Raw genomic sequence first — 25,660 nt, forward strand, 5'->3', positions numbered from 1 at the left:
CCGCCACCCGGCTGGTTATCGTTCCACAATTGCCAGCGTAAACCCGTCCCACCCCTTAACCCCCACCGTCTGCAACGCGGTGGCGGTTAAACGGGGATTGTCCCCAATCATCTCGATAAACCGACGAACACCCTGCACGCGCGCATCGTCACTTTGCTCGTTAATCACTTCGCCCTCGCGTACCACGTTATCACCAATAATCAACGTCCCTGGGCGGGAGTAGTGCAGCGCCCATTTCAGATAACCTGGGTTGTTTGGCTTATCTGCATCAATAAAGATCAGGTCGAATGGCGGTATATCACCGAAATTCTCGAGCGAGTTCAGAGCCGGGCCTTCTACCAGTTCAATACGGTTGTTTAGCCCCGCGAGGTGGATATTCTGGCGGGCAATTTCGGCATGGGTTGGATCCGCTTCAAGCGTAATCAGCTTTCCGTCTGGCGGCAGAGCGCGAGCCATCCAGATGGAACTATAGGCACCGAGCGTGCCAATCTCAAGAACACGCCGCGACTGCGTCAGACGGACAAACAGCGCCAGCAGTTGACCCTGATTGGCCGCTACATCGTGTTCGGGGAGCCCGCCGCGTTTGTTGTTTTCCAGTACCTGACGCAAGACATCATCTTCAGGAATAAGCGAAGAAATCATGAAATTATCTACTGCTGACCACTGTTGTTGCATAGATTGGCTCCTGAGAGTAAAAACTGGGGGCGAAATAGGGACCTGGTAATCGTAGCACTTCAGGCATTGAACCTTCGTAAATCTGGCCCCGAAGTTCCCTGTAAAATCGTTCACGGTATAATTGAGCCGCACTGGGTACTTTTTTAAACAGCACACGCAACAGAATGTTTTGAGTGATAGAAAACCAATAGCATAATAGGCAGATGCAATCCGATTCGGCGCTCGCCTGTACTTTATTAGCCAGAAGCCGTCCCCCTGAAGAGACTCACAGGAGAAGTTCATCATGGTTCAGACCCATTTCCCCATTCTGCCTGATGCCACTCTGGCGGCGATTAATACTCTCGGCACATGGCTGGCGCAGGATGATCTGAGCGGTTCCCGTCAGAACCCGGATGTCGATGGGGTAGTTCTGGCAGGAAACGCGGTCATTCCGACTATTGATGCGGCCTGCCGTATCGCCGCGCAAAACGAGATCCCGTTGCTGATTAGCGGCGGTATCGGCCATTCGACCGCGTTTCTATATGCGGCCATTGGCAGTCACCCGCGTTATCACACAATACCGGTCACTGGGCGACCGGAAGCCGGTATTCTGGCCGACATTGCACGCGAGTTCTGGCAGATCCCTGAGGGACGTTTGTGGATCGAAGATCAATCCACCAACTGTGGTGAAAACGCGCGTTTTAGCTGGAACATACTGAAACAGCATCAGCGAGCTACCGGGCGAGTGCTGGTGGTGCAGGATCCGACAATGCAGCGACGTACCATGGCGACGTTTGCCCGCGTGTGCCGGGATGAACCCGTTTCGCCACGGTGGATAAGTCACCCGGGGGTTATACCGACACTGCAGAACGGCAAAGATGGGGTGGAATTTAGCGAGGGCAACACCGGACTGTGGCCCGTTGACCGCTACCTGTCACTGGTTCTGGGGGAACTGCCGCGACTGTATGATGACGTTAACGGCTATGGTCCTGCCGGACGTGATTTTATCGCTCACGTTGAGTTTCCTGATGCTGTGGCTGAAGCATGGGCATTGTTACAGCAGGATCCGGTCCTGAAAACCGCCTTATCCCGGCGCTCGCTCCTCTGAGTATCCTGCGGTTTCCCCCTCCGCAAAGAGGGGGACGGCATTACAGCGCGGCGTACTTATCCAGCGTACGCACCAGCTGTGTCACAAAACCATATTCGTTGTCATACCAGGCGACGGCTTTCACCAGTTGCAGATCGCCCGCTTCCGTTACCTCAGTTTGCGTGGCATCAAATACCGAACCAAAGTGCGAACCGATCACATCTGACGACACAATCTCTTCATCGGTATAACCAAACGATTTATTTCCCTGTGTCGCCTTTTTCAACGCGGTATTGATCTCCTCAACCGTGACCTTTTTACCCAGAATGGCGACCAGTTCGGTGACGGAGCCGGTTTTAACCGGCACGCGCTGCGCGTGGCCTTTCAGTTTGCCACTCAACGCGGGGATGACCAGGCCGATGGCTTTTGCCGCACCGGTGGTATGCGGAATGATATTTTCTGCCGCCGCGCGTGAGGCACGAAGATCTTTTCCGCGAGGCCCATCTACCAGTGCCTGGGTACCGGTATAGGCGTGAATAGTCGTCATGGTACCGACTTTAATTTCAAAGGCATCATGCAGCGCTTTTGCCAGTGGGGCGAGGCAGTTGGTGGTGCAGGAAGCGACGGAAATGATGGTATCACTGGCGTCAATGGTGTCGTCATTCACGTTATAAACGATGGTTTTCATCTCTCCGGCAGGGGCAGAAATAAGCACTTTCTTCGCGCCTGCATCCAGATGCGCTCGTGATTTTTCTTCGGAGGTGTAAAAGCCGGTGCACTCCACAACGATATCCACACCTGCGGCTTTCCACGGAATATGCTTCGCCTCTTTTTCGGCGTAGACCGCAATGGTTTTACCGTCAACAATCAGCGCATCTTCAGTGAAATCTACGCTCCACGGGAAACCACCGTAGTTGGAATCATGCCTGAGCAGATAGGCCAATACTTTGGGAGAGGTGAGGTCGTTGATGGCGACGACGGTGTTGCTATCCTGGGTTTCAAGAAGGCGGCGCAGTACAAGGCGTCCAATGCGTCCAAATCCGTTAATGCCAATTTTACTCATGGTGTTCTCCTGTGAACGTGTCGATACGACAGTTTGAACTCATCCAGGCTTAGACCATCACGGGCTGGGCGGCAATTGAAGATGCTTCATGCGGAAGGAAGTATTTGAAAAACCATACAGAAAAATTGATGAATTTTTAAGGAAAGGGGATTATGTTGACGCGATATCCGTTTTTTTCAGGAAAACCCATGCGCACTAAATATACAAGCCTGCAAATCGCAATTCACTGGCTGGTGTTTCTGTTAATCATCGTTGCTTATTGCGCGATGGAGTTTAAAGGTTTCTTCCCGCGTACCGCTCGCCCATTGATCAATATGATCCACGTCTCATGCGGAATCACCATTCTGGTGCTGATGGTGACGCGTCTGCTGGTTCGTCTCAAGTTCCGCGCGCCACCGATTCAACCAAAGCCAAAAGCGATGGTGACGGGGATGTCTCATCTGGGGCACCTGGTGGTGTATATGCTGTTCATTGCGTTACCGCTGATTGGTATTGTGATGATGTACAACCGGGGCAGCGACTGGTTTGCTTTTGGCATGGTGATGCCGCATGCGGCGGAATCCAATTTTGACCTGGTCGATGTGCTGAAAGAGTGGCACGTTACGCTGGCGAATCTGGGGTATTTTATGATTGGCCTGCACGCACTGGCAGCACTGATGCACCACTATTTCTGGAAAGATAATACCCTTCTGCGCATGATGCCGAAAAAGCGTCAATAAATGCGGAAAACAGGCCGGGTAAGCGCAGCGCCACCCGGCTTTTTTTTTAGCGCAGCTGAGCACGCTCTTCAGTAGTTAACGCCAGCGCCTGCGTTGATCCGGTCTCAGACGATTTCACTGCCGCTTCCAGTACAGCCATAACCGCTAATGCTTCGACAGGATTAACGGGGTTGGTGATTTTCCCGAGAACCGCATCACGTACGTTAATGTAATACTGGCGCTGATCGCCTTTCGGGGTCGCAATAGTCTGCTGTGCTCCGTCTGCTCCATAGAGCACCATGCTGTCGCTGTCTTCGCCCCAGGTTGCACTGCCGGGAATCACCCCTGCGAGCAGCTGCGCTTCCTGCTGATCGATTCTGGCTTTTACCACGCTGCCCTTATCCCCGTGGACCGTAAAGCGTGCCGTACCGCCTGCGACCAGCATGCTGGCATGCAGAATGACCTTATGTTGCGGATAATTTAAGACCACGTGCGCCCAGTCGTTAATTTCTGCACCGTCGCGCAGCGTCGCGATATTCCCCTGAACCGACTGCGGCAGGCCAAAGAGCTGAAGCGTCTGGTCAATCAAGTGAGGACCCAGGTCAAACCACAGGCCGCTCCCGGGGACGTTCTGCTCGCGCCAGCGCACGCGTACTTCCGGACGGAAACGGTCAATATGCGACTCCAGATGTTTAATCTTGCCGAGCGTACCTTGCTCAATAAGCTGCTTAATGCCGAGGAAATCGCTGTCCCAGCGGCGGTTGTGAAAGACGGAGAGCAAAAGCTGCTTTTCATCCGCCAGCGCAATCAGGTCGCGGGCTTCCTGCATGTCGAGGGTGAAAGGCTTATCCACGACCACATGTTTCCCGGCGTTCAGCGCAAGCGTGGCCAGCGGCGCGTGGGTGGCGTTGGGGGAGGCAATAACGACCAGATCGACATCCGGATGCTGAATGGCCTCTTCCGGTGTTGCAACCACCTGAACATCCGGAAGATCGCGTTTTACTTTTTCTTCATCACGAGAAGATACGACCGCCAGCTTAAGTCCATCAACGGACTGGATCAGCGGTGCATGGAAGGTTTTGCCGACAAATCCATACCCGATCAATGCAATGTTGATTGTTTTCACTTTACTCATGACCTTCTCCACGTTGATTCGCGCAAACCGTGACCTGCAATGCGCTATGGTCCCCAAGCTCAGGCCAGGGACGATCCAGAAACAGTTGTTGGATGTTGGATAACTCGCAAACCAGATACGGTTCGCAGCGGTTGACTTTAAGGTGGTCGGCGACAATCCAGTGAGCATGGCTGACGGCAAGCATCGCGCGCTTGACCTCCGCATCTGCTTCTGTACTGGCACTCAGACCGAGTTCGGCATGGATGGCGCACGCCCCGAGAATAGCGATATCCGCACGATAACGGGACAGGAGAGACAGGGTGGCGCTTCCGGCGAACAGGCGCTGTTTTTGGTCCCATTTTCCACCGAGCAGGATCAGCTCAATATTATCCTGGTCGCTAAAATGCTGGGCAATATCCAGCGAGGTGGTGATAACAGTCAGCGGCCCCTGAAGAAAGGTGGCAACAGCCATCACCGTGCTTCCGGCATCCAGAAACAGGGTGGAGCCCGGTGGAACTGCCTGCGCGACCTGTTTACCCAGACGCTGTTTGGCTTCGGGCAGCAACGTACTGCGCCCCTGACGATTCATGGCGGAAAGATTGAGTGCAATAGCCCCGCCATGATTCTTCTGCGCAAGGCCCTGGTTTTCAAGGTCAGTCAGATCGCGGCGGATGGTGTCTGCTGAAACCTGAAGCTTTTCTGCCAGCTCGGTGATACTGGCCTGTCCTTGCTCACTAATAATATCAAGTACATATCGTTGACGAGCCGTTTTGTGCATGAACAAATCCTGCAAAATGTCGCAATAGTTCGCATAATACAGCATTTCAGCGCAGAGAGAAGCACAATGTCGTCACCAGGATACGCAAGTGGGGTAATGATTCAGGTAGGTGATTATTAAAATTATATTAAGTGCTTATAAGTAAACCGTTTTAAATGTTAACCATAGTGTTATTGTTATGTTTTATTTAATAGTTTGGATTATGTCGCTATTGTATCACCCTTATTTAGCGATATATTTCAATTAAATTTGAATTAACGAATTAAAATAACGTAAATTTGTTTTTTAATGGTTATTTATGTCGCCATGTAGGCTTTAACTACGTAAGTTGACACTTCTTTGAAAATCTTTGTGTCTGACCCGTCATGAAATTAACGCAAAAATGTGCATATAACGAATTAGGAATTTTCCTTAAATAACAGGGGGTTTATATGTTTCATTTGAAAGTCCATTTTCGAGGTTTTGTCCAGAAACCCCATGTTTTTTCTTATTTGTAACACCGCATTAACATTGTGGGTGTAGTGGCCTATACCGCATTTTGTTATGCTGCTAACCAGTTTAAGAAATAAGTAAATTCTTAATTGAAATAAGACGCAGACAGAACTCAGTTCCAATGGAAATGGGTATGGGAAGTATTACCTGAAATCCGGCAAGGAAACCGAAGAAATATTTGTCTAATTATCTATACCTCTTTTTGGGTATTTGTTTGAGTATCACTCAGAGTCAGGGAGATAAAATGACGAAATTGAGTAAACCTAAGTTCCTTCGATATGCAGCCGCGATGGCATTATTTTCGATAGCCATAAATACCGCTTGTGCCAATAGTGGGCAGGTGGGGATTGCCCCGGTTTCCACAACAACATTAAAAGAAAGTATTCTTTTTGCTATCGATCGCGATCCGTCAATTAGTCAGCAGGCCGCGCAATTAGGTATTGGTCAGGCACAAATAGATGAAGCGCGCAGCGGTTGGATGCCGCAAATATCGTTAAACGGGAGTACAGGGCACAGCCAGACCACCGATTCCAGCGGGTCACTGAAGAATTCAGCCGCCTGGGGGCTGAGCCTGACGCAGCTGCTGTACGATTTTGGCAAAACCAATAACAGCATCAGTCAGTCTTCCGCCCAGCGTGATAGCTACCGCTATCAGCTGATGGGCACGCTTTCGGATGTGGCGGAAAAAACGGCGCTGAGCTATGTAGAGGTCAAACGCTATTCCGATCTGTTGCTGGCGGCAAAAGAGAATGTTCAGGCGCTCAAAAACGTCGAGCAGCTGGCAAAACTGCGCGCTGATGCAGGCGTGAGCTCCACGTCCGATGAGCTCCAGACCCGCACGCGTATTGCCGGCATGCAGGCGACGGTCGCTCAGTATCAGGCCGCCCTTAACAGCGCCCGCGCCAGGCTAGCGGTTTTAACCGGAATGCAGGCAGAGGTCTATTCGCCGGTGCCTGCGAATCTTGCCGTGGAGCCGGACTCGCTCAATCGCATAGATTATTCGCTGATACCGGCGGTGATGGCCGCACAGAACATGGAACGGTCTGCTCAGTATGGCGTGGAAACGGCGAAGTCCCAGCACTGGCCGACGCTAAGTCTGAAAGGAGGGCGTACCCGTTATGAATCGGACAACCGTTCTTACTGGGACGACCAGATACAGCTCAACATAGATGCCCCACTGTATCAGGGGGGCGCGGTTTCCGCACGCGTTCGGCAGGCGGAAGGCGCACGAGCCATGGCCTCCTCTCAGGTCGATCAGGCGCGTTTCGATGTCCTGCAAAAAGCTTCCGTAGCGCAGGCGGACTGGACCGGCGCACGGGGAAGAATGGAAGCCGGGAAACAACAGCTGGAAAATGCACTGCGCGCCCGCGATGTCTATAAAAATGAATACACCCTGAGCAAGCGGAGCATTAACGATCTGCTCAGCGTTGAGCAGGATGTCTGGCAGGCCACCTCGGCAAAAATAATCGCTGAGTATGATGGCTGGAGTTCGGCAATTAATTATGCTGCCGCGGTTGATAATTTAATGCCACTTATTGGAGTAGAGAAAAGCGCTACCGCAAAACTACCCGATTTGAGTTAAAAAAAGGCGCACATTGGTTGCGCAAAATAAGTCTGAAAATAATGGGTGATTTTTCCCAGGGATAGCTACATCCATCTGGTGGACATATCCACAGGAATCCTTACACCTGCAAGGAGAAGAAAATGAGTAACGTAAAGGTTGTTGATGTCATCATTCGCAAAACGGCGGAGAAAACGAAATTAACAGGTGAAGGAAATCTGTCGGTCTCTATTTCATCGCCAAGCGTGATTGAAATCCAGGGTTCTGCTCAGGATGTGGCGCGTTATGTTCGCCAGGGTAAAGATCTCCTCATTTATATGAAAGATGGCAGCGTTATTCGCTGCAATAACTATTTTGTCGAAGATCCAGAAACGCATAATCAGTCAGAACTGGTGTTCAACGACCGTCAGGAACTGACACATATTTCTTTTGCCGATGCCGGGGAAGCGTCAGGCGCTGCAGTAACTGAATTAACCGCGCAGGCCACACCGATTAGCAGCATTGAGCCTTTCCTCGAGCAGGGAAGCGTTTTGAGCGACGCGCCGTGGGGCTGGATTGCGGGCGCTGCGTTAGGCGGTGGTGCCATCGGGGCACTGCTGGCTCACGGGGGAGACGGTGAAACCAAAACAAGGGTTGTTGATAATACCAAAGAGGTTGAAAGCGCAACGCCCACCTTTTTGCTGACAGATAAAGCGGGTGACAAGCAGGGGGTGCTGAGTGCAAAAGAGGTCACGGACGATAACACCCCAACCTTTAGTGGTACCGGCCAACCGGGCGCAACCATCCAGATCAAAGACAGCAGCGGCAGTACCATCGCCAGTGCAATGGTCGCTAAAGACGGTACCTGGACGGTAAAATTACCAACCCAGACCGACGGGGAGCATACCTGGTCGGTCGTGCAGATCGACGGCAGTAAAACCACCGCTGCGGGCAGTATTACCGTGACGGTTTCTACCGCCGATGCCTCTATTACGCTGGCCACCACGGCGGGCGATAACGTGCTTAACGCCAGCGAGCAATCCGCGGGCTTTACGCTTTCCGGTGCCAGCAAAAACCTGGCGCAGGGTACTGAACTCACCGTAACGCTGAACGGCAAAACCTACACGACTGAAGTGGGCGCAGACGGCGCATGGCTCGTTAACGTGCCTGCAGCTGACGCGCAGGCGTTGGGCGACGGCACCTGGACGGTCAACGTCAGCGGTAAGGACGCGGCGGGGAACACCGTGAGCGGAAGCCAGACGATTGGCGTCGATACCACCGCGCCAACGCTGTCTGTTGATACCCTCGCGCAGGACAACATCATCAATGCGGCTGAGCACAACCAGCCGCTGACGCTGACCGGTAAAACCAATGCGGAAGCCGGTCAGATTGTCACCGTGACGCTGAACGGTAAAAACTACAACGCCACCGTGGCGGGTGACGGTACCTGGACCGTCACGCTGGCGGCGAACGACGTACAGGCGCTCAGCGAGGGCAATCACACCCTGACGGTGAACGTCAGCGATAAAGCGGGCAACGGCTCGTCTGTTACCGCAGATTTCACGGTTGATATCACCGCACCGGTTGTCACCGTCAATACCGTGGCGGGCGACGATGTTCTCAATACCAGCGAGCAGGGTCAGGCACAGATTATTTCCGGCCTGGCGAACGGTGCAGCGGCGGGTGATGTGGTCACCGTGACCCTTGGCGGCCAGACTTTCACGGGCGTGGTGCTTGCGGACGGTAGCTGGAGCGTCGGCGTTCCTGCGTCCGTGCTGGGCGCGCTGGGTGAAGGCAGCCACACGCTTTCGGTTTCCGTGACTGACGCGGCAGGCAACACCGGCAGCGCCACGCACGGCATTACGCTGAGCGGACACCCGCCAGAATTTACGATTGACGCCATCAGTCAGGACAATGTTCTGAATGCTCAGGAGGCGATGCAGCCGCTGAGCCTGACCGGTACCAGCAATTTGCCGAACGGCAGCGCTATCACGGTGACGCTGAACAACGTTAACTATCAGGCGACCGTCGAAAACGGTATCTGGGCGGTCCAGGTGCCGGTTTCCGACGTGCTGAATCTGGCGAACACGCTTTATACCGTCAGCGTCAGCGGTACCGACAGCGTGGGTAACAGCGGTTCTGCAGAAGCGAATCTGCTGGTGGATACTGTCCTTCCGCAGGTCATTATCAATACGTTTGCGGGCGACAACCTGGTCAATAACGCCGAAGCGGGCGTCGATCAAACCCTCAGCGGCCGCGTCACCGGCGCGGCGGCGGGCGATACCGTCTCTGTCACCGTCGGCGGCAAGAGCTATACCGCAACGGTTGGCAGCGATCTGACCTGGAGCGTGAAAATCACGTCAGCGGATCTTCAGGCGTTCGGCGACGGTGATTTAACCTTTACCGCATCGGTGACCAATGGGCACGGCAATACCGGCACCGGCGAGCGTGATATCAATATCAACGCTGAGCTGCCGGGCCTGCGCGTGAACACCATTTCCGGCGATGACGTGATCAACGCCATCGAGCAGCAGCAGGATCTGAGCGTCACCGGCTCCAGTACTCATCTGGCAGCGGGGACGCAGATTGTCGTCACCATTAACAACGTCGAGTATGTCACCGCGGTTAACGCCAGCGGCAACTGGCAGATCGGCGTACCCGCGGCGGACCTTCAGGCCTGGACGGCGGGAGGTATGACGGTCAGCGTCAGCGCTGAAGATACCTGGGGCAACACTGTTGCGGCTGAACACCCGATCGAACTCGATCTGAACGCAGTGGCGGTCACTATTGATACCGTCTCCGGCGATGACCTGCTGAATGCGGCAGAAAAAGGCAGTGATTTAACCCTTTCCGGCCAGACGCAGGGCGTGGAAGCGGGGCAGACCGTGGTGGTGAAATTCGCTGACCAGACCTTTACCGCGCAGGTGCAGCAGGATGGCTCCTGGAGCCTGACCGTACCCGTCAGCGCCATGGAAACCCTGATCGACGGTCGCGCGCAGGTGAGCGTTAGCGTCACTAACGTCAACGGTAACAGTGCCGAGGCGTCGCGCGTGGTCACCGTAGATACTCAGCCGCCGACAATAACGATCGATAATCTGACCACCGACAACATCATCAATGCGGCAGAAGCGCAGCAGGATTTAGTGTTAAGCGGCAGCAGCAATGCTGAAGCAGGCCAGGTGGTCACTGTGACGATGAACGGTAAAACCTATCAGACCACGGTTCAGACGGACGGTACCTGGCAGTTGAGTGTACCTGCGGCTGACGTCGGCGCGCTGGCAGATGGCATTGTGACCGTGACGGCAACCGTGAGTGATGTGGCGGGGAACACCAGCAGTGCCGATCGCATTGGGCTGGTGGACGCGACCGTGCCGCAGGTGACGATTAACGACTTTGTCACCGATACCAACACCGTTAACCAAATCGCCCATTCACAGGCGCAGATCCTGAGCGGCTCCGTCACCGGTGCGGCTGCGGGCGACAGGGTAACCATCTCCATTAATAACGTGGATTACACCACCGTGGTCGATGCGGCAGGTCACTGGAGCCTGGGACTGCCTGCGTCAGTGGTGCAAGGTCTGGCTGACGGTACCTGGACGATTAACGTCTCCGTGACCGACCAGTCCGGTAATACCGGAAGCCATTCACTGGATGTGGTGGTGAATACCGTGACGCCTGTCATCGGTATCAACACGCTGGCGGCGGACGATGTGATCAATGCTACAGAGAAAGGCGAAGATCTGCTGCTCTCCGGCACCAGCAACCAGCCGGAAGGCACCACCGTTACGGTGACCCTGAACGGCATTCACTACACAGCCACTACTGACGCCAGCGGAAACTGGAGCGTCACCGTGCCTGCTTCCGCGGTGAGCGCGCTGGGTGAAGCCCATTACACCGTGACGGCGGACGTCACCGACAGCGTAGGTAACAGCGCGTCAACCTCACACGACGTGCTGGTGGACAGCTCGCTGCCGGTTGTGACGATCAACACGCTGGCGGGCGACAACATCGTTAACGCAGCGGAAGTGGCGGCAGGGCAAACCCTGACCGGTAAGGTAACGAACGCGGCTTTAGGTGACACTGTCACTATTATCCTGGGCGGCCAGACATACACAGCTACCGTGCAGGACGATCTGACCTGGAGCCTGCCGTTAAGCGAGAGCCAGCTGACCGCGCTCGGCAACGGCGACCTCACCGTATCCGCCAGCGTCACCAACGCGCACGGTAATACCGGCTCTTCTTCTCTCGACTTCACCATCGACGCCCAGCTCCCGGGACTGCGGATTGATACCGTGGCGGGTGACGACGTGATTAACGTGATCGAGCACGCTCAGAACCTGATTGTGTCCGGCACCAGCACCGATCTGGCCGCGGGCAGCATCGTCACCGTAACCATTAACGGCAACACTTATTCTGCAACCGTGCTGGCGGACGGTTCCTGGCAGGCGGCAGTGCCGGCGGCGGATGTATCTCAGTGGGCGGACGGTTCGCTGAAGATCACAGCAAGCGCACAGGATACCTCCGGTAATCCGGTCGCTATCGGGACTGTCGTGGATGTCGATCTCGCACCTGTGGCTATCACCATCAACAGCGTGACCGATGACAACGTGCTCAACGCGGCGGAAAAAGGCCAGGATCTGGTGCTGTCCGGCACCTCATCCAACGTTGAAGCGGGCCAGACCGTGACCATCACCTTCGCGGGTAAAACGTATACCACCACGGTGGATGCCAACGGGGACTGGACGTACACCGTACCGGCAGCCGATTTGAGCGGCCTGAAAGACGGTGACGCCAGCGTGCAGGTCAACGTCACCAATGTGAACGGTAACGCGGCGTCTTCGGCGCAGGAATTCAGCGTCGATACCACCGCGCCGACGGTGACCATCAACACCATCAGCCAGGACAATATGCTGAACGCGGCCGAGGCGGCTCAGGATCTGACCCTGAGCGGCACGTCTACTGCCGAAGCAGGCCAGACGGTGACCGTGACCTTCAACGGCAATCAGTACGCTGCGCAGGTGCAGGCCGACGGTAGCTGGACGCTGGACGTCCCGGCGGCGGACATGGCAGGCATCACCGACGGCAATGCGGCGGTCACGGCGACGGTGTCCGATAAAGCAGGCAACCCGGCCAGTGCGGGTGCTTCTGTGCTGGTTGACACCACCGTACCGCAGATTACCTTCGATATCGTCGCGGGCGACGACATCGTGAATATTGCCGAACACGGCCAGGCGCTGATTGTTTCCGGTAAGGTTACGGGGGCACAGGCGGGCGACGTGATTACCGTGACCCTGAACGGTAAAGACTACACCGCGATGCTGGATGCGTCCGGAAGCTGGAGCGTGGGTGTTCCGGCGGCGGACGTGAGCGCGTTGGCTAACGGCGACCAGACAATGTCGGCGACCCTCACCGATAAAGCGGGCAACAGCACCACTGCCACGCATGATTTTGACGTCTCCCTGACCGTACCGGTTATCGCCATCAATACCCTGGCGGGTGACGATGTGATCAATGCGGCAGAGAAAGGTGAAGATCTGCTTCTTTCCGGTACCAGCAACCAGCCGGACAGAACCACCATTACGGTGACGCTGAACGGTATCAATTACAGCGCCATCACAGACGCCAGCGGTAACTGGAGCATCACCGTTCCGGCGGCAAACGTCTCTGCGCTGGGAGAAGCAAGCTACGTCGTGGCGGCGAGTGTAACTGACGCCGCAGGCAACAGCGCGAGCACCAGCCACAGCGTACTGGTCGACAGCGCATTGCCGCAGGTCACCATTAACCCTGTCGCCACGGACGATGTCATCAACGCAGCGGAAGTGGCTGCCGGGCAGACCCTGAGCGGCAAAGTGAGCGGCGCAGCGAGCGGTGACACTGTCACTATTAGTATCGGCGGAAATACGTATACGGCTACGGTTCAGGACGATCTGAGCTGGTCGGTCAACGTGCCGTCTACGGTCTTAACCGCCATCGGTAACGGCGATCTGACGGTTTCAGCCAGCGTCACCAACGGCCACGGCAACACCGGAACAGTCGAGCGCGACATCACCATTGATGCCAACCTGCCGGGCCTGCGCGTTGATACCGTAGCCGGCGACGATGTGATCAACAGCATCGAGCACGCTCAGAACCTGATTATCACCGGCTCCAGCGAGGGCCTGGCAACGGGCGCGGCGTTAACGGTGACCGTCAACGGCAAAACCTACGCGGCGACGGTGCTCGCTGACGGTACCTGGGCGGCGGCCATTCCGGCAGCAGACGTCAGCGCGCTGACTGCTGGCACGCTCACTGTGACCGTTGAAGGCCAGAGCGCAGCGGGTAACCCGGTTTCTATCAGCCATGACGTGAAGGTGGATCTGGCGGCAGTCGCCATCAGCATTGACCCGATTGCCACAGACGACGTGATTAACGCGGCGGAGAAAGGCGCGGACCTGGTGCTGTCCGGCAGCACCACTAACGTGGAAGAAAACCAGACCGTCACCATCTCATTTGGCGGTAAGTCTTACACCGCGACGGTGGATGCGGACGGCAACTGGACGGCGACCGTACCGTCTGCCGATTTGGGCAGCCTGAAAGACGGCGACGCCAGCGTGCAGGTAAGCGTCACCAATGTGAACGGTAACAGCGCGTCGGCGGGCCGCGAGTACAGCGTGGACGCCACCGCACCGACGGTGTCTATCGAAATTATCAGCGATAACAACATCATCAATGCGGCCGAAGCGCAGCAGGATCTTGTGATCAACGGTGTGACCAACGCCGAAGCGGGCCAGACCGTTACCGTCACGCTGAACGGCGCGAATTACACCACCACCGTGCAGGCAAACGGCAGCTGGAGTGTGACCGTACCGCCTGCGGATCTGGGGGCGATTGCCGACGGCAACTATACCGTCAACGCCACCGTGTCTGATAAAGCGGGTAACCCGGCCTCAGCGGATCGCGATGTGCTGGTTGATACAACCGTACCACAGCTGACCATTAATACCGTTTCTGACGACGACGTGATCAACAGCGCCGAGCATGCGCAGGCATTGATTGTTACCGGCTCTGTGACCGGTGCGGCGGCGGGCGATGTGGTCACCGTCACCATCAATAACAAATCTTACACCGCCACGATCGACGCCGCTGGCAACTGGAGTGTGGGCGTGCCGGCAGCTGATGTTACGGCTCTGGCCGCCGGGGATTACACCATCACCGCGGCGCTGACGGATAAAGCGGGCAACAGCAACAGCGCCACGCGCAGCGTGGAAGTCAACCTGACCGCACCGGCGCTGACCATTGACACCGTTTCCGGTGACGATGTGATCAATAGCACCGAGAAAACGCAGGATCTGACCCTTTCCGGTACGGCGTCCGGGCTGGCTGCAGGCGCGGCCGTGACCGTAATGCTCAACGGCAAAGCGTACAGCGCTACGGTTGATAGCAACGGAAAATGGACCACGACCGTTCCGGCTAACGAGGTGGAGCAACTTGGCGAGGCGCTTTATACCGTTACCGCATCGGCAACGGATAGCGTCGGCAACAGCACCAGCACGTCGCACACCGTGAACGTGGAATCCGTTCTGCCGGGCGTGATTATCAACACCGTTGCGGGCGACGACGTGATCAACGCTGCTGAGCTGGCAGCCGGCCAGACCATCAGCGGCAAAGTGGTGAATGCCGAAGCGGGCAACACCGTGACCGTGACGATTGGTGGTAACAGCTACACCGCAACGGTGCAGAGCGACCTGACCTGGTCCGTTAACCTGCCGTCCGACGTTCTGACCGCGCTGGGTAACGGCGATCTGACTGTGACCGCTAACGTCACAAACGGCGTGGGTAATAGCGGAACGGGCGAGCGCGATATTGCTATCGACGCTAACCTGCCGGGCCTGCGCGTGGATACCGTGGCGGGTGACGATGTGATCAACAGCATCGAACACGGGCAGAATCTGATTATCACCGGCACCAGCGACGGGTTGGCGACTGGCGCGGCGCTGACCGTGACCGTTAATGGCAAAACCTACCCGGCTATCGTGCTGGCTGACGGCTCCTGGAGCGCGGCGATCCCGGCGGCAGACGTGGGGGCACTGGCTGCAGGCACGGTCACGGTGACCGTTGCAGGCCAGAGCAGCGCCGGTAACCCGGTCTCCATTAGCCACGATGTGACGGTGGACCTGGCAAACGTCGCCATCAGCATTGACGCCATTGCCTCAGACGATGTGATCAATGCGGCTGAAAAGGGCGCGGATCTGGTGCTCTCCGGTGCGACTTCGAACGTGGAGGAAAACCAGACCGTCACCATCACCTTTGGCGGCAAGAGCTACACCGCGACCGTTGGCGCTGACGGCAAATGGACCACCACGGTGCCCGCCGCCGATCTGACCAACCTGAAAGACGGCGATGCCAGCGTGCAGGTGAGCGTGACCAACGTGAACGGCAATAGTGCATCGGCGGGTCGCGAGTACAGCGTGGATACCACCGCGCCGTCCGTGACTATCAATACGCTTGCGGCTGACGACATTCTGAATGCGACAGAGGCTCAGGCTGATCTGACCGTGTCCGGCACCAGCACCGCCGAAGCGGGTCAGACGATAACGGTGTCACTGAACGGCAAAGACTACACCACAACCGTGGGCGCTGACGGCGGCTGGACGCTGAACGTCCCGGCGGCGGATGTTGCGGCGCTGACGGACGGCAGTGTGACCGTCACCGCATCGGTAAGCGACAAAGCGGGTAACCCGGCGTCGGTTGATCACAACCTGACGGTAGACGTCACCGTCCCTGCAGTGACCATCAACACTATCGCTGGCGACGACGTGATTAACGTGGCTGAACACGCTCAGGCGCAAATCATCAGCGGCTCCGCCACCGGCGCGGCAGCAGGTGATAAGGTGACCGTCACGATTGGCGGACAGACGTACACCACCGTGCTGGACGCGGCGGGTAACTGGAGCGTGGGTGTACCGGCGAATGTAATTTCCGGCCTCAGCGACGGCACCGTGACCGTCACGGCGTCAGTTACCGACGCAGCGGGGAACACGGGCAGCGGCACCCATAACGTGACCGTTGATACCGGTCTGCCATCGGTCAACTTCAACGCCATCAGCGACGATAACGTGCTGAACGCGGTGGAAAAAGGTCAGGATCTGAGCGTGAGCGGCACCAGCGCTAACCTCGCGGAAGGCACCGTGGTGACGGTGACCCTGAACGGTAAAAACTACACGGCCACCACGGCTGCAGACGGCAGCTGGAGCCTGACGGTTCCGGCAGCGGATCTGGCCGCTCTGGGTCAGGCTAATTACACCCTGAACGCGACCGCCACCAACGGCGTGGGCAACAGCGTGAGTAATACCACGAACCTGCTGGTGGACACTGCGCTGCCGACCGTCACCATCAATACCGTGGCGGGTGATAACGTCATCAACGCGGCGGAAGTGGCGGCAGGCCAGACGCTGAGCGGCACCGTGGCGAATGCCGAAGCGGGCAATACCGTCACCGTCACCATTGGCGGCAACAGCTACACCGCAACGGTGCAGAACGATCTGACCTGGTCCGTGAACGTGCCGTCTGACGTGCTGACCTCGCTGGGCAACGGTAGCCTGAGCGTAACGGCGACCGTCACCAACGGTCATGGCAACACCGGAACCGGCGAGCGCGGTATTACCATCGACGCTAACCTGCCGGGTCTGCGCGTGGATACCGTGGCGGGTGACGATGTCATCAACAGTATTGAACATACGCAAAACCTGATCGTCACCGGCTCCAGCGACGGGCTGGCGGCAGGTACGGCGCTGACCGTCACCGTCAACGGTAAAGACTATGCGGCCATGGTGCTGGCGGACGGCACCTGGAGTGCGGCGATCCCGTCCTCCGACGTGAGCGCGTGGCCGGAAGGCACCGTCAAAATCAGCGTTACCGGCGACAGCTCAGCGGGCAACCCGATTACCATCAGTCACGATGTGACGGTGGATCTGGCGACCGTTGCCATCAGCATCAATGCCATCGCCACCGATGATGTGATTAACGCGGCGGAGAAGGGCGCGGATCTGGTGCTGTCAGGTGCGACCACCAACGTGGAAGCCGGGCAGACCGTGACCCTGAGCCTGAACGGCAAAATCTATACCACCACCGTGGACGACAGCGGTAACTGGACCTACGCCGTACCATCTGCGGATCTGGCACACCTCAAGGATGGCGACGCCAGCGTGCAGGTGAGCGTGACCAATGTGAACGGCAACAGCGCCTCGGCGGGCCGCGAGTACAGCGTGGATGCTACCGCGCCGTCCGTGACCATCAATACGCTTGCGGCTGACGACATCCTGAATGCCACCGAAGCGCAGGCTGACCTGACCGTGTCCGGCACCAGCACCGCTGAAGCGGGTCAGACGGTGACCGTGAGCCTGAACGGTAAAGAGTACACCACAACCGTGGGCGCGGATGGCGGCTGGACGCTGAACGTTCCGGCGGCGGATCTGGCCGCGCTCGGCGACGGCAGCGTCACGGTGACGGCGAGCGTCAGCGACAAGGCGGGTAACCCGGCGTCGGTTGATCACACGCTGACGGTGGACGTGACCGTGCCCGCGGTGACCATCAATACCGTGGCGGGCGACGACGTGATTAACATCACTGAGCACGCTCAGGCGCAAATCATCAGCGGCACCGCCACCGGTGCGGCAGCGGGTGATAAGGTCACCGTCACGATTGGCGGACAGACTTACACCACCGTGCTGGATGCGGCGGGTAACTGGAGCGTTGGCGTACCGGCAAATGTGATTTCCGGCCTCAGCGACGGCACCGTAACCGTTACTGCGTCAGTCACCGACGCGGCGGGCAATACCGGCACCGGCACGCATAACGTGACCGTCGATACCGGTCTGCCATCGGTGGCCTTCAACACCATCAGCGACGATAACGTGCTGAACGCGGTGGAGAAAGGTCAGGATCTGAGCGTCAATGGAACCAGCGCCAACCTGACGGAAGGCACGGTGGTTTCCGTGACCCTTAACGGTAAAAACTACACCGCCACCACGGCGGCGGATGGCAGCTGGAGCCTCACGGTTCCGGCGGCGGATCTTGCCGCGCTGGGCGAAGCCAACTACACCCTGAGCGCGGTAGCGACCAACGCCGTGGGCAACAGCGTCAGCAACACCGCGAACCTGCTGGTCGACACCGCGTTGCCGACCGTTACCCTCAACACCATAGCGGGTGATAACGTCATCAACGCGGCAGAAGTGGCCGCGGGGCAGACCATTAGCGGCAAGGTAGCGAACGCGGAAGCAGGCAATACCGTCACCGTATCCATTGGCGGCAACACGTACACGACAACCGTGCAGAGCGATCTCACCTGGTCCGTTAACGTGCCGTCCGACGTTCTGACCGCGCTGGGTAACGGCGATTTGACTGCGTTAGCTTCCGTCACCAACGGCCACGGCAACACCGGCACAGGCGAGCGTGATATCACCATCGACGCCAACCTGCCGGGTCTGCGCGTGGATACCGTGGCGGGCGACGACGTGATCAATAGCATCGAACACGGACAGAACCTGATCCTCACCGGCTCCAGCGACGGGCTGGCAGCAGGTACCACGCTGACGGTAACCGTTAATGGCAAAACCTATGCGGCATCGGTGCTGGCGGACGGCTCCTGGAGCGCGGCGATCCCGGCGGCAGACGTCGGGGCGCTGACAGCAGGCACGGTAACCGTGACCGTTGCAGGCCAGAGCGCGGCGGGCAACCCGGTAACGATCAGTCATGACGTGACCGTCGACCTGACGGCGGTGGCTATCAGTATTGATGCAATTGCCACCGACGACGTGATTAACGCGGCGGAGAAAGGTACGGCTCTGGTGCTCTCCGGCAGCACCTCGAACGTAGAGGAAAACCAGAGCGTCACCATCACCTTCGCCGGCAAGACCTATACCGCGAAAGTGGATGCCGACGGTAACTGGACCGCAACCGTGCCTTCTGCGGATCTGGCGGGCCTGAAAGACGGCGATGCCAGCGTGCAGGTGAGCGTGACCAATGTGAACGGCAACAGCGCGTCTGCGGGTCGCGAGTACAGTGTGGACGCCACCGCGCCAACCGTGACCATTGATACGGTTGCAGGCGATAACGTGATTAACGCCAGCGAAGCGTCCGCAGGTGTGACCCTCTCCGGTACCACCACGGCGGAAGTCGGGCAGACGGTCAGCGTGACGCTGGGCGGTAAAAGCTACACCACGCAGGTACAGCAGGGTGGCATCTGGAGCGTGAACGTGCCGGGCACCGATCTGTCCGCCCTGGCGGATAACGGCTACACCGTGCAGGTCAGCGTGAACGATGCTGCCGGTAACCCGGGCAGCGCGGGCAAAGCGATTACGCTTGATACCACGCCGCCAACCGTCAGCTTTAACGTTGTCGCTGGCGATGATGTCATTAACAGCGTGGAGCACGGACAGGCACAGATTGTTAGCGGCACGGCAACCGGTGCGAGCGTTGGCGATAAGCTGGTCATTACCATCGGTTCGAATCAGTACACCACTACCGTTGACGCCAGCGGTAACTGGAGCGTGGGCGTTCCGGCAAGCGTGATTTCCGCGCTCACCGACGGCACCGTGACCCTTAGTGCGACCATTACCGACAGCGCGGGCAACAGCAGCACCCAGACACACGATGTGGTGGTCAACACCGCGTCTGTGGCACTGACGGTTAACACCCTCAGCGGGGATGATGTGATCAACGCGTCTGAAGCCGGTTCGTCACTGGTGATTAACGGTTCCAGCGCCCAGTTCGCCAGCGGGACCCAGGTCACCGTGACCCTGAACGGCAAGAGCTATACGGCCACCATCCAGAGCGACGGCAGCTGGACGACCACCGTACCTGCCGCCGACGTGGGCGCGCTGGCCGATGGCGCGAGCTACCAGGTGTCTGTGTCGGCGCAGGACAGCGCGGGCAACAGCGCGTCGGCGACGCACAGCATCAGCGTAGATACTACGGCGCCAGTCGTGAGTATTGCGACGCTGTCGGGCGATGACATGCTGAATGCGGCAGAAGCGCAGCAGCCGCTGACGGTGCATGGTTCGTCCAGTGCAGAGGCGGGTCAGACCGTCACCGTGACGCTCGGCGGGAAAACCTACACTGCAACCGTAGCTAACGATGGCACCTGGACGCTCGACGTGCCGGCAGCCGATCTGGCTGCGTTGAGCCAGGGCGCTCTGACCTTGACCGCATCTGTCAATGACAAAGCCGGTAACAACGGCCAGACCACGCACACGTTAACGGTCGATACCGTCGCGCCAACCGTGACCATCAGCACCGTGGCCGATGACGATATCGTCAACAACGCAGAGCAGCTGGCGGGCCAGACCATCCGTGGCACAACCACAGCGGAACAGGGTCAGACGGTGACCGTCTCCTTCAACGGACACAGCTATCAGGCGACCGTCGGGGCAGATGGTTCGTGGTCGGTCTTCGTACCGGGACGTGATTTCCTCGGTCTGAGCGACGGGGATTACACGATTACCGCCTCGGTGAACGATAAGGCGGGTAACCCGGGCAGCGCCACGCATGACGTCACGCTGAACGGCGACGTCCCAACCATCACCATTAACACTTTTGCGCAGGACGATATCGTCAACGCCGCCGAGCACGGCACGCCGCTGGTTGTTAGCGGCACCACCAACGCCCCGGCAGGCCAGACGGTGACCATCACGCTGAACGGTAAAACCTACGCGGCAACCGTCCAGAATGACGGTACCTGGAGCTACACGGTCGGCAGCGCAGAGGTGAGCGCGCTGGCAGACGGCGGTTCTTACGTCATCAACGCGCAGGTCAGCAACACCATCGGCAATAGCGCCAGCGACAATCATACCGTTACGGTGGATCTCACCGCGCCGTCGATGGGGATCAGCATTGATTCCCTGCAAAACGACACCGGTCTGAGCGCGAGTGATTTCATCACTAACGATAATCAGGTGGTGGTGAATGGCTCGCTGACCGCGCAGCTCGGCAATAACGAGAAGGCGCAGATCAGCCTTGACGGCGGGTTAACCTGGATTGACCTGACGGTGACGGGTACCACCTGGCGCTACACCGATGGCCGCAGCCTGACGGACGGAACGTATCAGTACCAGGTTCGCGTGATCGATAACGCGGGTAACGTGGGGGCAACGGACAGCCAGGACGTAGTGATTGATCTGACGAAGCCTGCGGCAACGACCATTACCGTGGATTCCATCACTCAGGATACCGGTCTGTCCGGCAGCGACTTTATCACCAGCGACAACCAGATCAGCCTGAAAGGGACGCTTGGCGCGGCGCTGGGCGCTGGCGACCACGCGCAGATCAGCCTCGACGGTGGCGTTACCTGGACCGATGTGAGCGTCAGCGGCCTGAGCTGGACCTATGTGGATGGGCGTACCCTGGCCGACGGGGATTACAACTACCAGCTGCGCGTGATTGACGACGCGGGCAATATCAGCGCCACCGCCAGCCAGGTGGTGACGATTGATACGGTGGCACCGGACGCCAGTAAAACGATCGCCATCGACAGCATCAGCGACGATACCGGCCTGAGCAGCAGCGACTTTATCACTCGCGACACGTCCCTGACGCTGCACGGCTCGCTCGGCGCGACGCTTGCGGACGGCGAGTATGCCCAGATCAGCATCGACGGCGGTGTGACCTGGCAGAACGTGATTGTCACCGGCAACAGCTGGTACTACGTGGACGGCCGCACGCTGGGTAACCAGACCTATGACTACTATGTCCGCGTGGTAGATGCCGCCGGTAACGTGGGGGCCAGCGCCCATCAGCAGGTGACCGTCGATACGGTCGCCCCGGATGCGGCCATTACGGTGACCGTGGATAACATCACCGTGGATACCGGCTTCGACAATAACGACTTCCTGACCAGTTCGACCTCGTACACGCTGCACGGAACGCTCGGCGCAGAACTTGGCGCGGGTGAATTCGTGCAGGTGAGCATGGACGGCGGCAACACCTGGGTGTACGCCACCGTAAGCGGTACGCAGTGGAGCTACAGCGACACGCGTACCCTGACCGACGGTAGCCATAACTATCAGGTGCGGGTCGTCGACCAGGCGGGGAACGTTGGGGCAACCACCTCGCAGGCGGTAACGGTGGATACCCAGGCACCGCAGTACGGCATCACCGTTGACAGCATCAGCGAAGATACCGGGCAGTCCGGCAGTGATTTCATCACCATGGACACCACGCTGACGATCAACGGTTCGCTGGGCAGCGCGCTGGCAAATGACGAGCGCGTACAGATCAGCCTGGACGGTGGGAATACCTGGCTCGACACCACGGTCACCAACCAGCGCTGGAGCTACACCGATACCCGCGATCTGCCTGACGGGGACTATACCTACCAGGTGCGGATTATTGACCAGGCGGGCAACGTGGGCTCTACCGCCTCTCAGGTGGTGACGGTGGACACCACGCCGCCAACCACGGTAGGCACGGTAGTGAGCTATACCGACGGTGAAGGCGAGCGTCAGGGCACCTTTGGCAGCGCGGTGGCAACAGACGATAACTCGCCGCTGATCAACGGGACGCTTAACCGCGCTCCGGACGACGGTGAAATTGTGCAGCTCTATCGTGACGGGGTCCTGCTCGGCCAGGTGACCATGAACGGCAGTGCCAGCTGGTCCTTCCAGGACAACGGCCTGAGTGATGGTAACCACACTTACATTGTGCGTGTCACCGACAGGGCCGGTAACTACACGGAATCGGACGGGTTTGTCCTGAACGTGGATACCAGCATCCCGACCACCACGGCGGCGATTACCGCGCAGACCACATCGGATACCACGCCGATTGTCAGCGGTACCGTCTCTGCCGATCTGGTGAACGGCGAATACCTGGTGGTAACGGTGAACGGCAAAACCTACACCTCCCAGACGGGCGGCGCGGTAGTGGTCGATCCGGCACATAACACCTGGTATCTGCAGATCCCGGACGGCGATGCGCTTAGCGTGTCGAGCTACAGCGTGACGGCGCAGGTGAAGAGCAGCGCGGGTAACGGCAATACCACCGGCACGGCGACCGGCAGCCTGGTGATTGATACCACCTCGGTGAATACCGACTGGGCAACCACGGCGGGGAACAGCAACAACTCCACCATGACCCTCGGCATGAACAGCAGCGGTCTGTGGAATATCATTGCTAACGGCCAGTCTTACTCCAGCAGCGATAGCTCGAGCTATGCCGGGAATACGCTGACCAACACCCGCGGCTTCTACGTGGTGAGCCAGACCGCCGCCGACTTTGACCGTAACGGCACGCAGGACATTTTCGCCACGGAGAACACCTATGGCGGATCCACGCAGGTAATGTGGACCTACGATGGCAGCACCTATAACGCCAGCCAGCTGGCAATGGGGACCACCATCTGGTACGGCGGCGTGATTGCGTACGACAAAACCGGGGATGGCTACCTGGATCTGGCGTACGGCGATGCGGGTGCCGACTCCATTACCTACCTGATCAATAAGAACGGCGTTCTGTCGCCGGATGGCACCAACGGCGGGGCCGGGTTCTGGGGACAATTCACCACCATGCGTGAAATTTCAGGCGTTGACCTGAACAACGACGGCACGGTGGATATTGTTCAGCACACCAACCGCAGCGGCGCGAACTCGTTAACCGTGATCAACAACAACGGTAACGGCACGCTCTCCATCGGCCAGAACCTGACCAACGTGTTTGTGGCTAACGCCTCGAATACCACCACGGCGGCGTCCATGACGTGGGCGGACTTCAACGGCGATGGCTACATGGATCTGTACCTGGGCAGCAGCTACAACAACAACGGCGGGGTGATCTACTACAACGACGGTACCGGGAAGCTCTCTGCTACCAAGAGCGCGGTGGAAGCCTCGAACGCCACGGCAGGTTATCTGTCGGTGGCGGTGGACTGGAACGGCGACGGGCAGATGGACATCATCAAGCTCAGTACCTACGGCGGTTCGCAGACGGCGACTCTGTTCACCAACAACGGTTACGGCTCCACCTGGATCTCAAGCCAGCTGGCGTCAGGACTGGCGAACGTCACCGGCGTGGCGGCCGTGGACTACAACTGGGACGGCGCGCAGGATCTGCTGGTGTCTCAGCAAAACGGTAAGGTGGTGCTGGTACAAAACAGCAAAACCATTGCTGACGGCACCGCGATGCATCTGCACATTGTCGACAGCGAGGGCATCAACGCCTACTACGGCAACACGGTCAATCTGTATAACGCCGCGGGCGTGCTGGTGGCGTCGCAGATCATCAACGCCCAGTCCGGTATCGGTTCGAACGATACCTCTGCACTGGTGAGTTTCTACGGGCTGGATCCGAAAGAAACCTATTCGGCAGAGATCCTGAAGATCACCAACGGCGTGTCGGATAACGTCACCTGGAGCGGTCTGGAGGCGGGCAACGGCAAAGAGGGCTACGTCCTGACGGCCGAAGCGGCCACCGGCGGCCACAGCGGGACCATCACCGGGACCGGGTATAACGACACCTTTATCGCAGAGGATGGCACCTATACCTACAACGGTTCCGGCGGCTGGAATACCCATTCCGACTACGACACCTGGAGCAATACCGGTGGGATGGACGTGGTGGATTACCGCAACGCAACGTCCGGGATTACGGTTGACTTACGCCTCTCAACCGCCCAGAACACCGGGTTCGGTACCACGCGACTGCTGAACATTGAAGGGATTAACGGCTCTGACTTCGACGACGTTATCACTGGCAACAGCGGTGATAACCAGTTCGAAGGCCGAGGCGGCAACGACACCTTCAACATCGGCAGCGGCGGTCACGATACGCTGCTCTATAAGTTGATCAACGCGTCGGATGCCACGGGCGGTAACGGTCACGACGTGGTGAACGGCTTTACGGTCGGCACCTGGGAAGGGACGGCGGACACGGATCGTATTGACCTGCGCGATCTGCTCTCCGGCAGCGGCTACACCGGCACGGGCTCGGCGAGCTATGTGAACGGTGTGGCCACGCTGGACAGCAGCGCGGGCAATATCAGCGATTACATCCGCGTGGTGCAGAACGGCAGCAATACCGAAATCCAGGTGGATCTGGATGGTACCGGCGGTCAGTTCACGCCAACCACCCTGGTGACACTCAACGGCGTTCAGACGGATCTGGCGACGCTGCTGGCAAACCATCAGCTGTTAATTGCGTAAAACAGCGCCGCGGGGAGCGATCCTCGCGGCTTTTTGCGTTTCTTTACAGGAATAGCAATAACCC

General features: G+C 58.1%; 8 protein-coding genes. 4 read left to right on the forward strand and 4 right to left on the reverse strand.

Features of this window, described 5'->3' with window-relative positions; translation table 11 throughout:
- Nucleotides 1–15: 15 nt before the first annotated feature.
- Nucleotides 16–675 (reverse strand): O-methyltransferase, encoded by a 660-nt coding sequence (locus ACLHV9_RS11745; RefSeq protein ID WP_407220507.1) that lies wholly within the window; start codon nucleotides 673–675, stop codon nucleotides 16–18.
- Nucleotides 676–958: 283 nt separating this feature from the next.
- Between ACLHV9_RS11745 and ACLHV9_RS11750 the strand changes: the two genes are divergently transcribed.
- Nucleotides 959–1,762 (forward strand): YdcF family protein, encoded by an 804-nt coding sequence (locus ACLHV9_RS11750; protein WP_407220509.1) that lies wholly within the window; start codon nucleotides 959–961, stop codon nucleotides 1,760–1,762.
- Between the two features lie 40 nt (nucleotides 1,763–1,802).
- On the opposite strand, the gene gap is transcribed toward ACLHV9_RS11750, so the two are convergent.
- Nucleotides 1,803–2,804 (reverse strand): type I glyceraldehyde-3-phosphate dehydrogenase, encoded by a 1,002-nt coding sequence (gene gap / locus ACLHV9_RS11755; RefSeq protein WP_028017482.1) that lies wholly within the window; start codon nucleotides 2,802–2,804, stop codon nucleotides 1,803–1,805.
- A gap of 188 nt (nucleotides 2,805–2,992) precedes the next feature.
- On the opposite strand from gap, the gene cybB reads away from it, so the two are divergent.
- Complete coding sequence (cybB, locus tag ACLHV9_RS11760) at nucleotides 2,993–3,523, forward strand: cytochrome b561 (protein ID WP_032666827.1); 531 nt, start codon at nucleotides 2,993–2,995, stop codon at nucleotides 3,521–3,523.
- Nucleotides 3,524–3,569: 46 nt separating this feature from the next.
- Here cybB and ACLHV9_RS11765 read toward each other — a convergent pair whose 3' ends face one another.
- Both ACLHV9_RS11765 and ACLHV9_RS11770 read right to left on the reverse strand, forming a co-directional pair.
- Nucleotides 3,570–4,637 carry an oxidoreductase gene (locus tag ACLHV9_RS11765; protein ID WP_134708391.1) on the reverse strand — a complete coding sequence of 356 codons (1,068 nt, stop codon included), beginning with the start codon at nucleotides 4,635–4,637 and terminating at the stop codon, nucleotides 3,570–3,572.
- A complete protein-coding gene (locus ACLHV9_RS11770; RefSeq protein WP_028017479.1) occupies nucleotides 4,630–5,394 on the reverse strand; it encodes a DeoR/GlpR family DNA-binding transcription regulator in 765 nt (254 codons plus the stop codon). The genes ACLHV9_RS11765 and ACLHV9_RS11770 overlap by 8 nt, the downstream gene beginning before the upstream one ends.
- Nucleotides 5,395–6,175: 781 nt before the next feature.
- Here ACLHV9_RS11770 and ACLHV9_RS11775 point away from each other — a divergent pair.
- The gene (locus tag ACLHV9_RS11775) at nucleotides 6,176–7,468 is read left to right on the forward strand and encodes a TolC family outer membrane protein (protein ID WP_371128442.1); all 1,293 of its coding nucleotides are present in this window, start codon (nucleotides 6,176–6,178) and stop codon (nucleotides 7,466–7,468) included.
- A gap of 122 nt (nucleotides 7,469–7,590) precedes the next feature.
- Nucleotides 7,591–25,596, forward strand: coding sequence for an Ig-like domain-containing protein (locus tag ACLHV9_RS11780; protein ID WP_407220511.1), 18,006 nt, complete (start codon nucleotides 7,591–7,593; stop codon nucleotides 25,594–25,596).
- Nucleotides 25,597–25,660 lie beyond the last annotated feature (64 nt).

Origin of the sequence: Enterobacter sp. CPE_E890 (assembly GCF_046521475.1) — a bacterium.
Lineage (GTDB): Bacteria > Pseudomonadota > Gammaproteobacteria > Enterobacterales > Enterobacteriaceae > Enterobacter > Enterobacter adelaidei.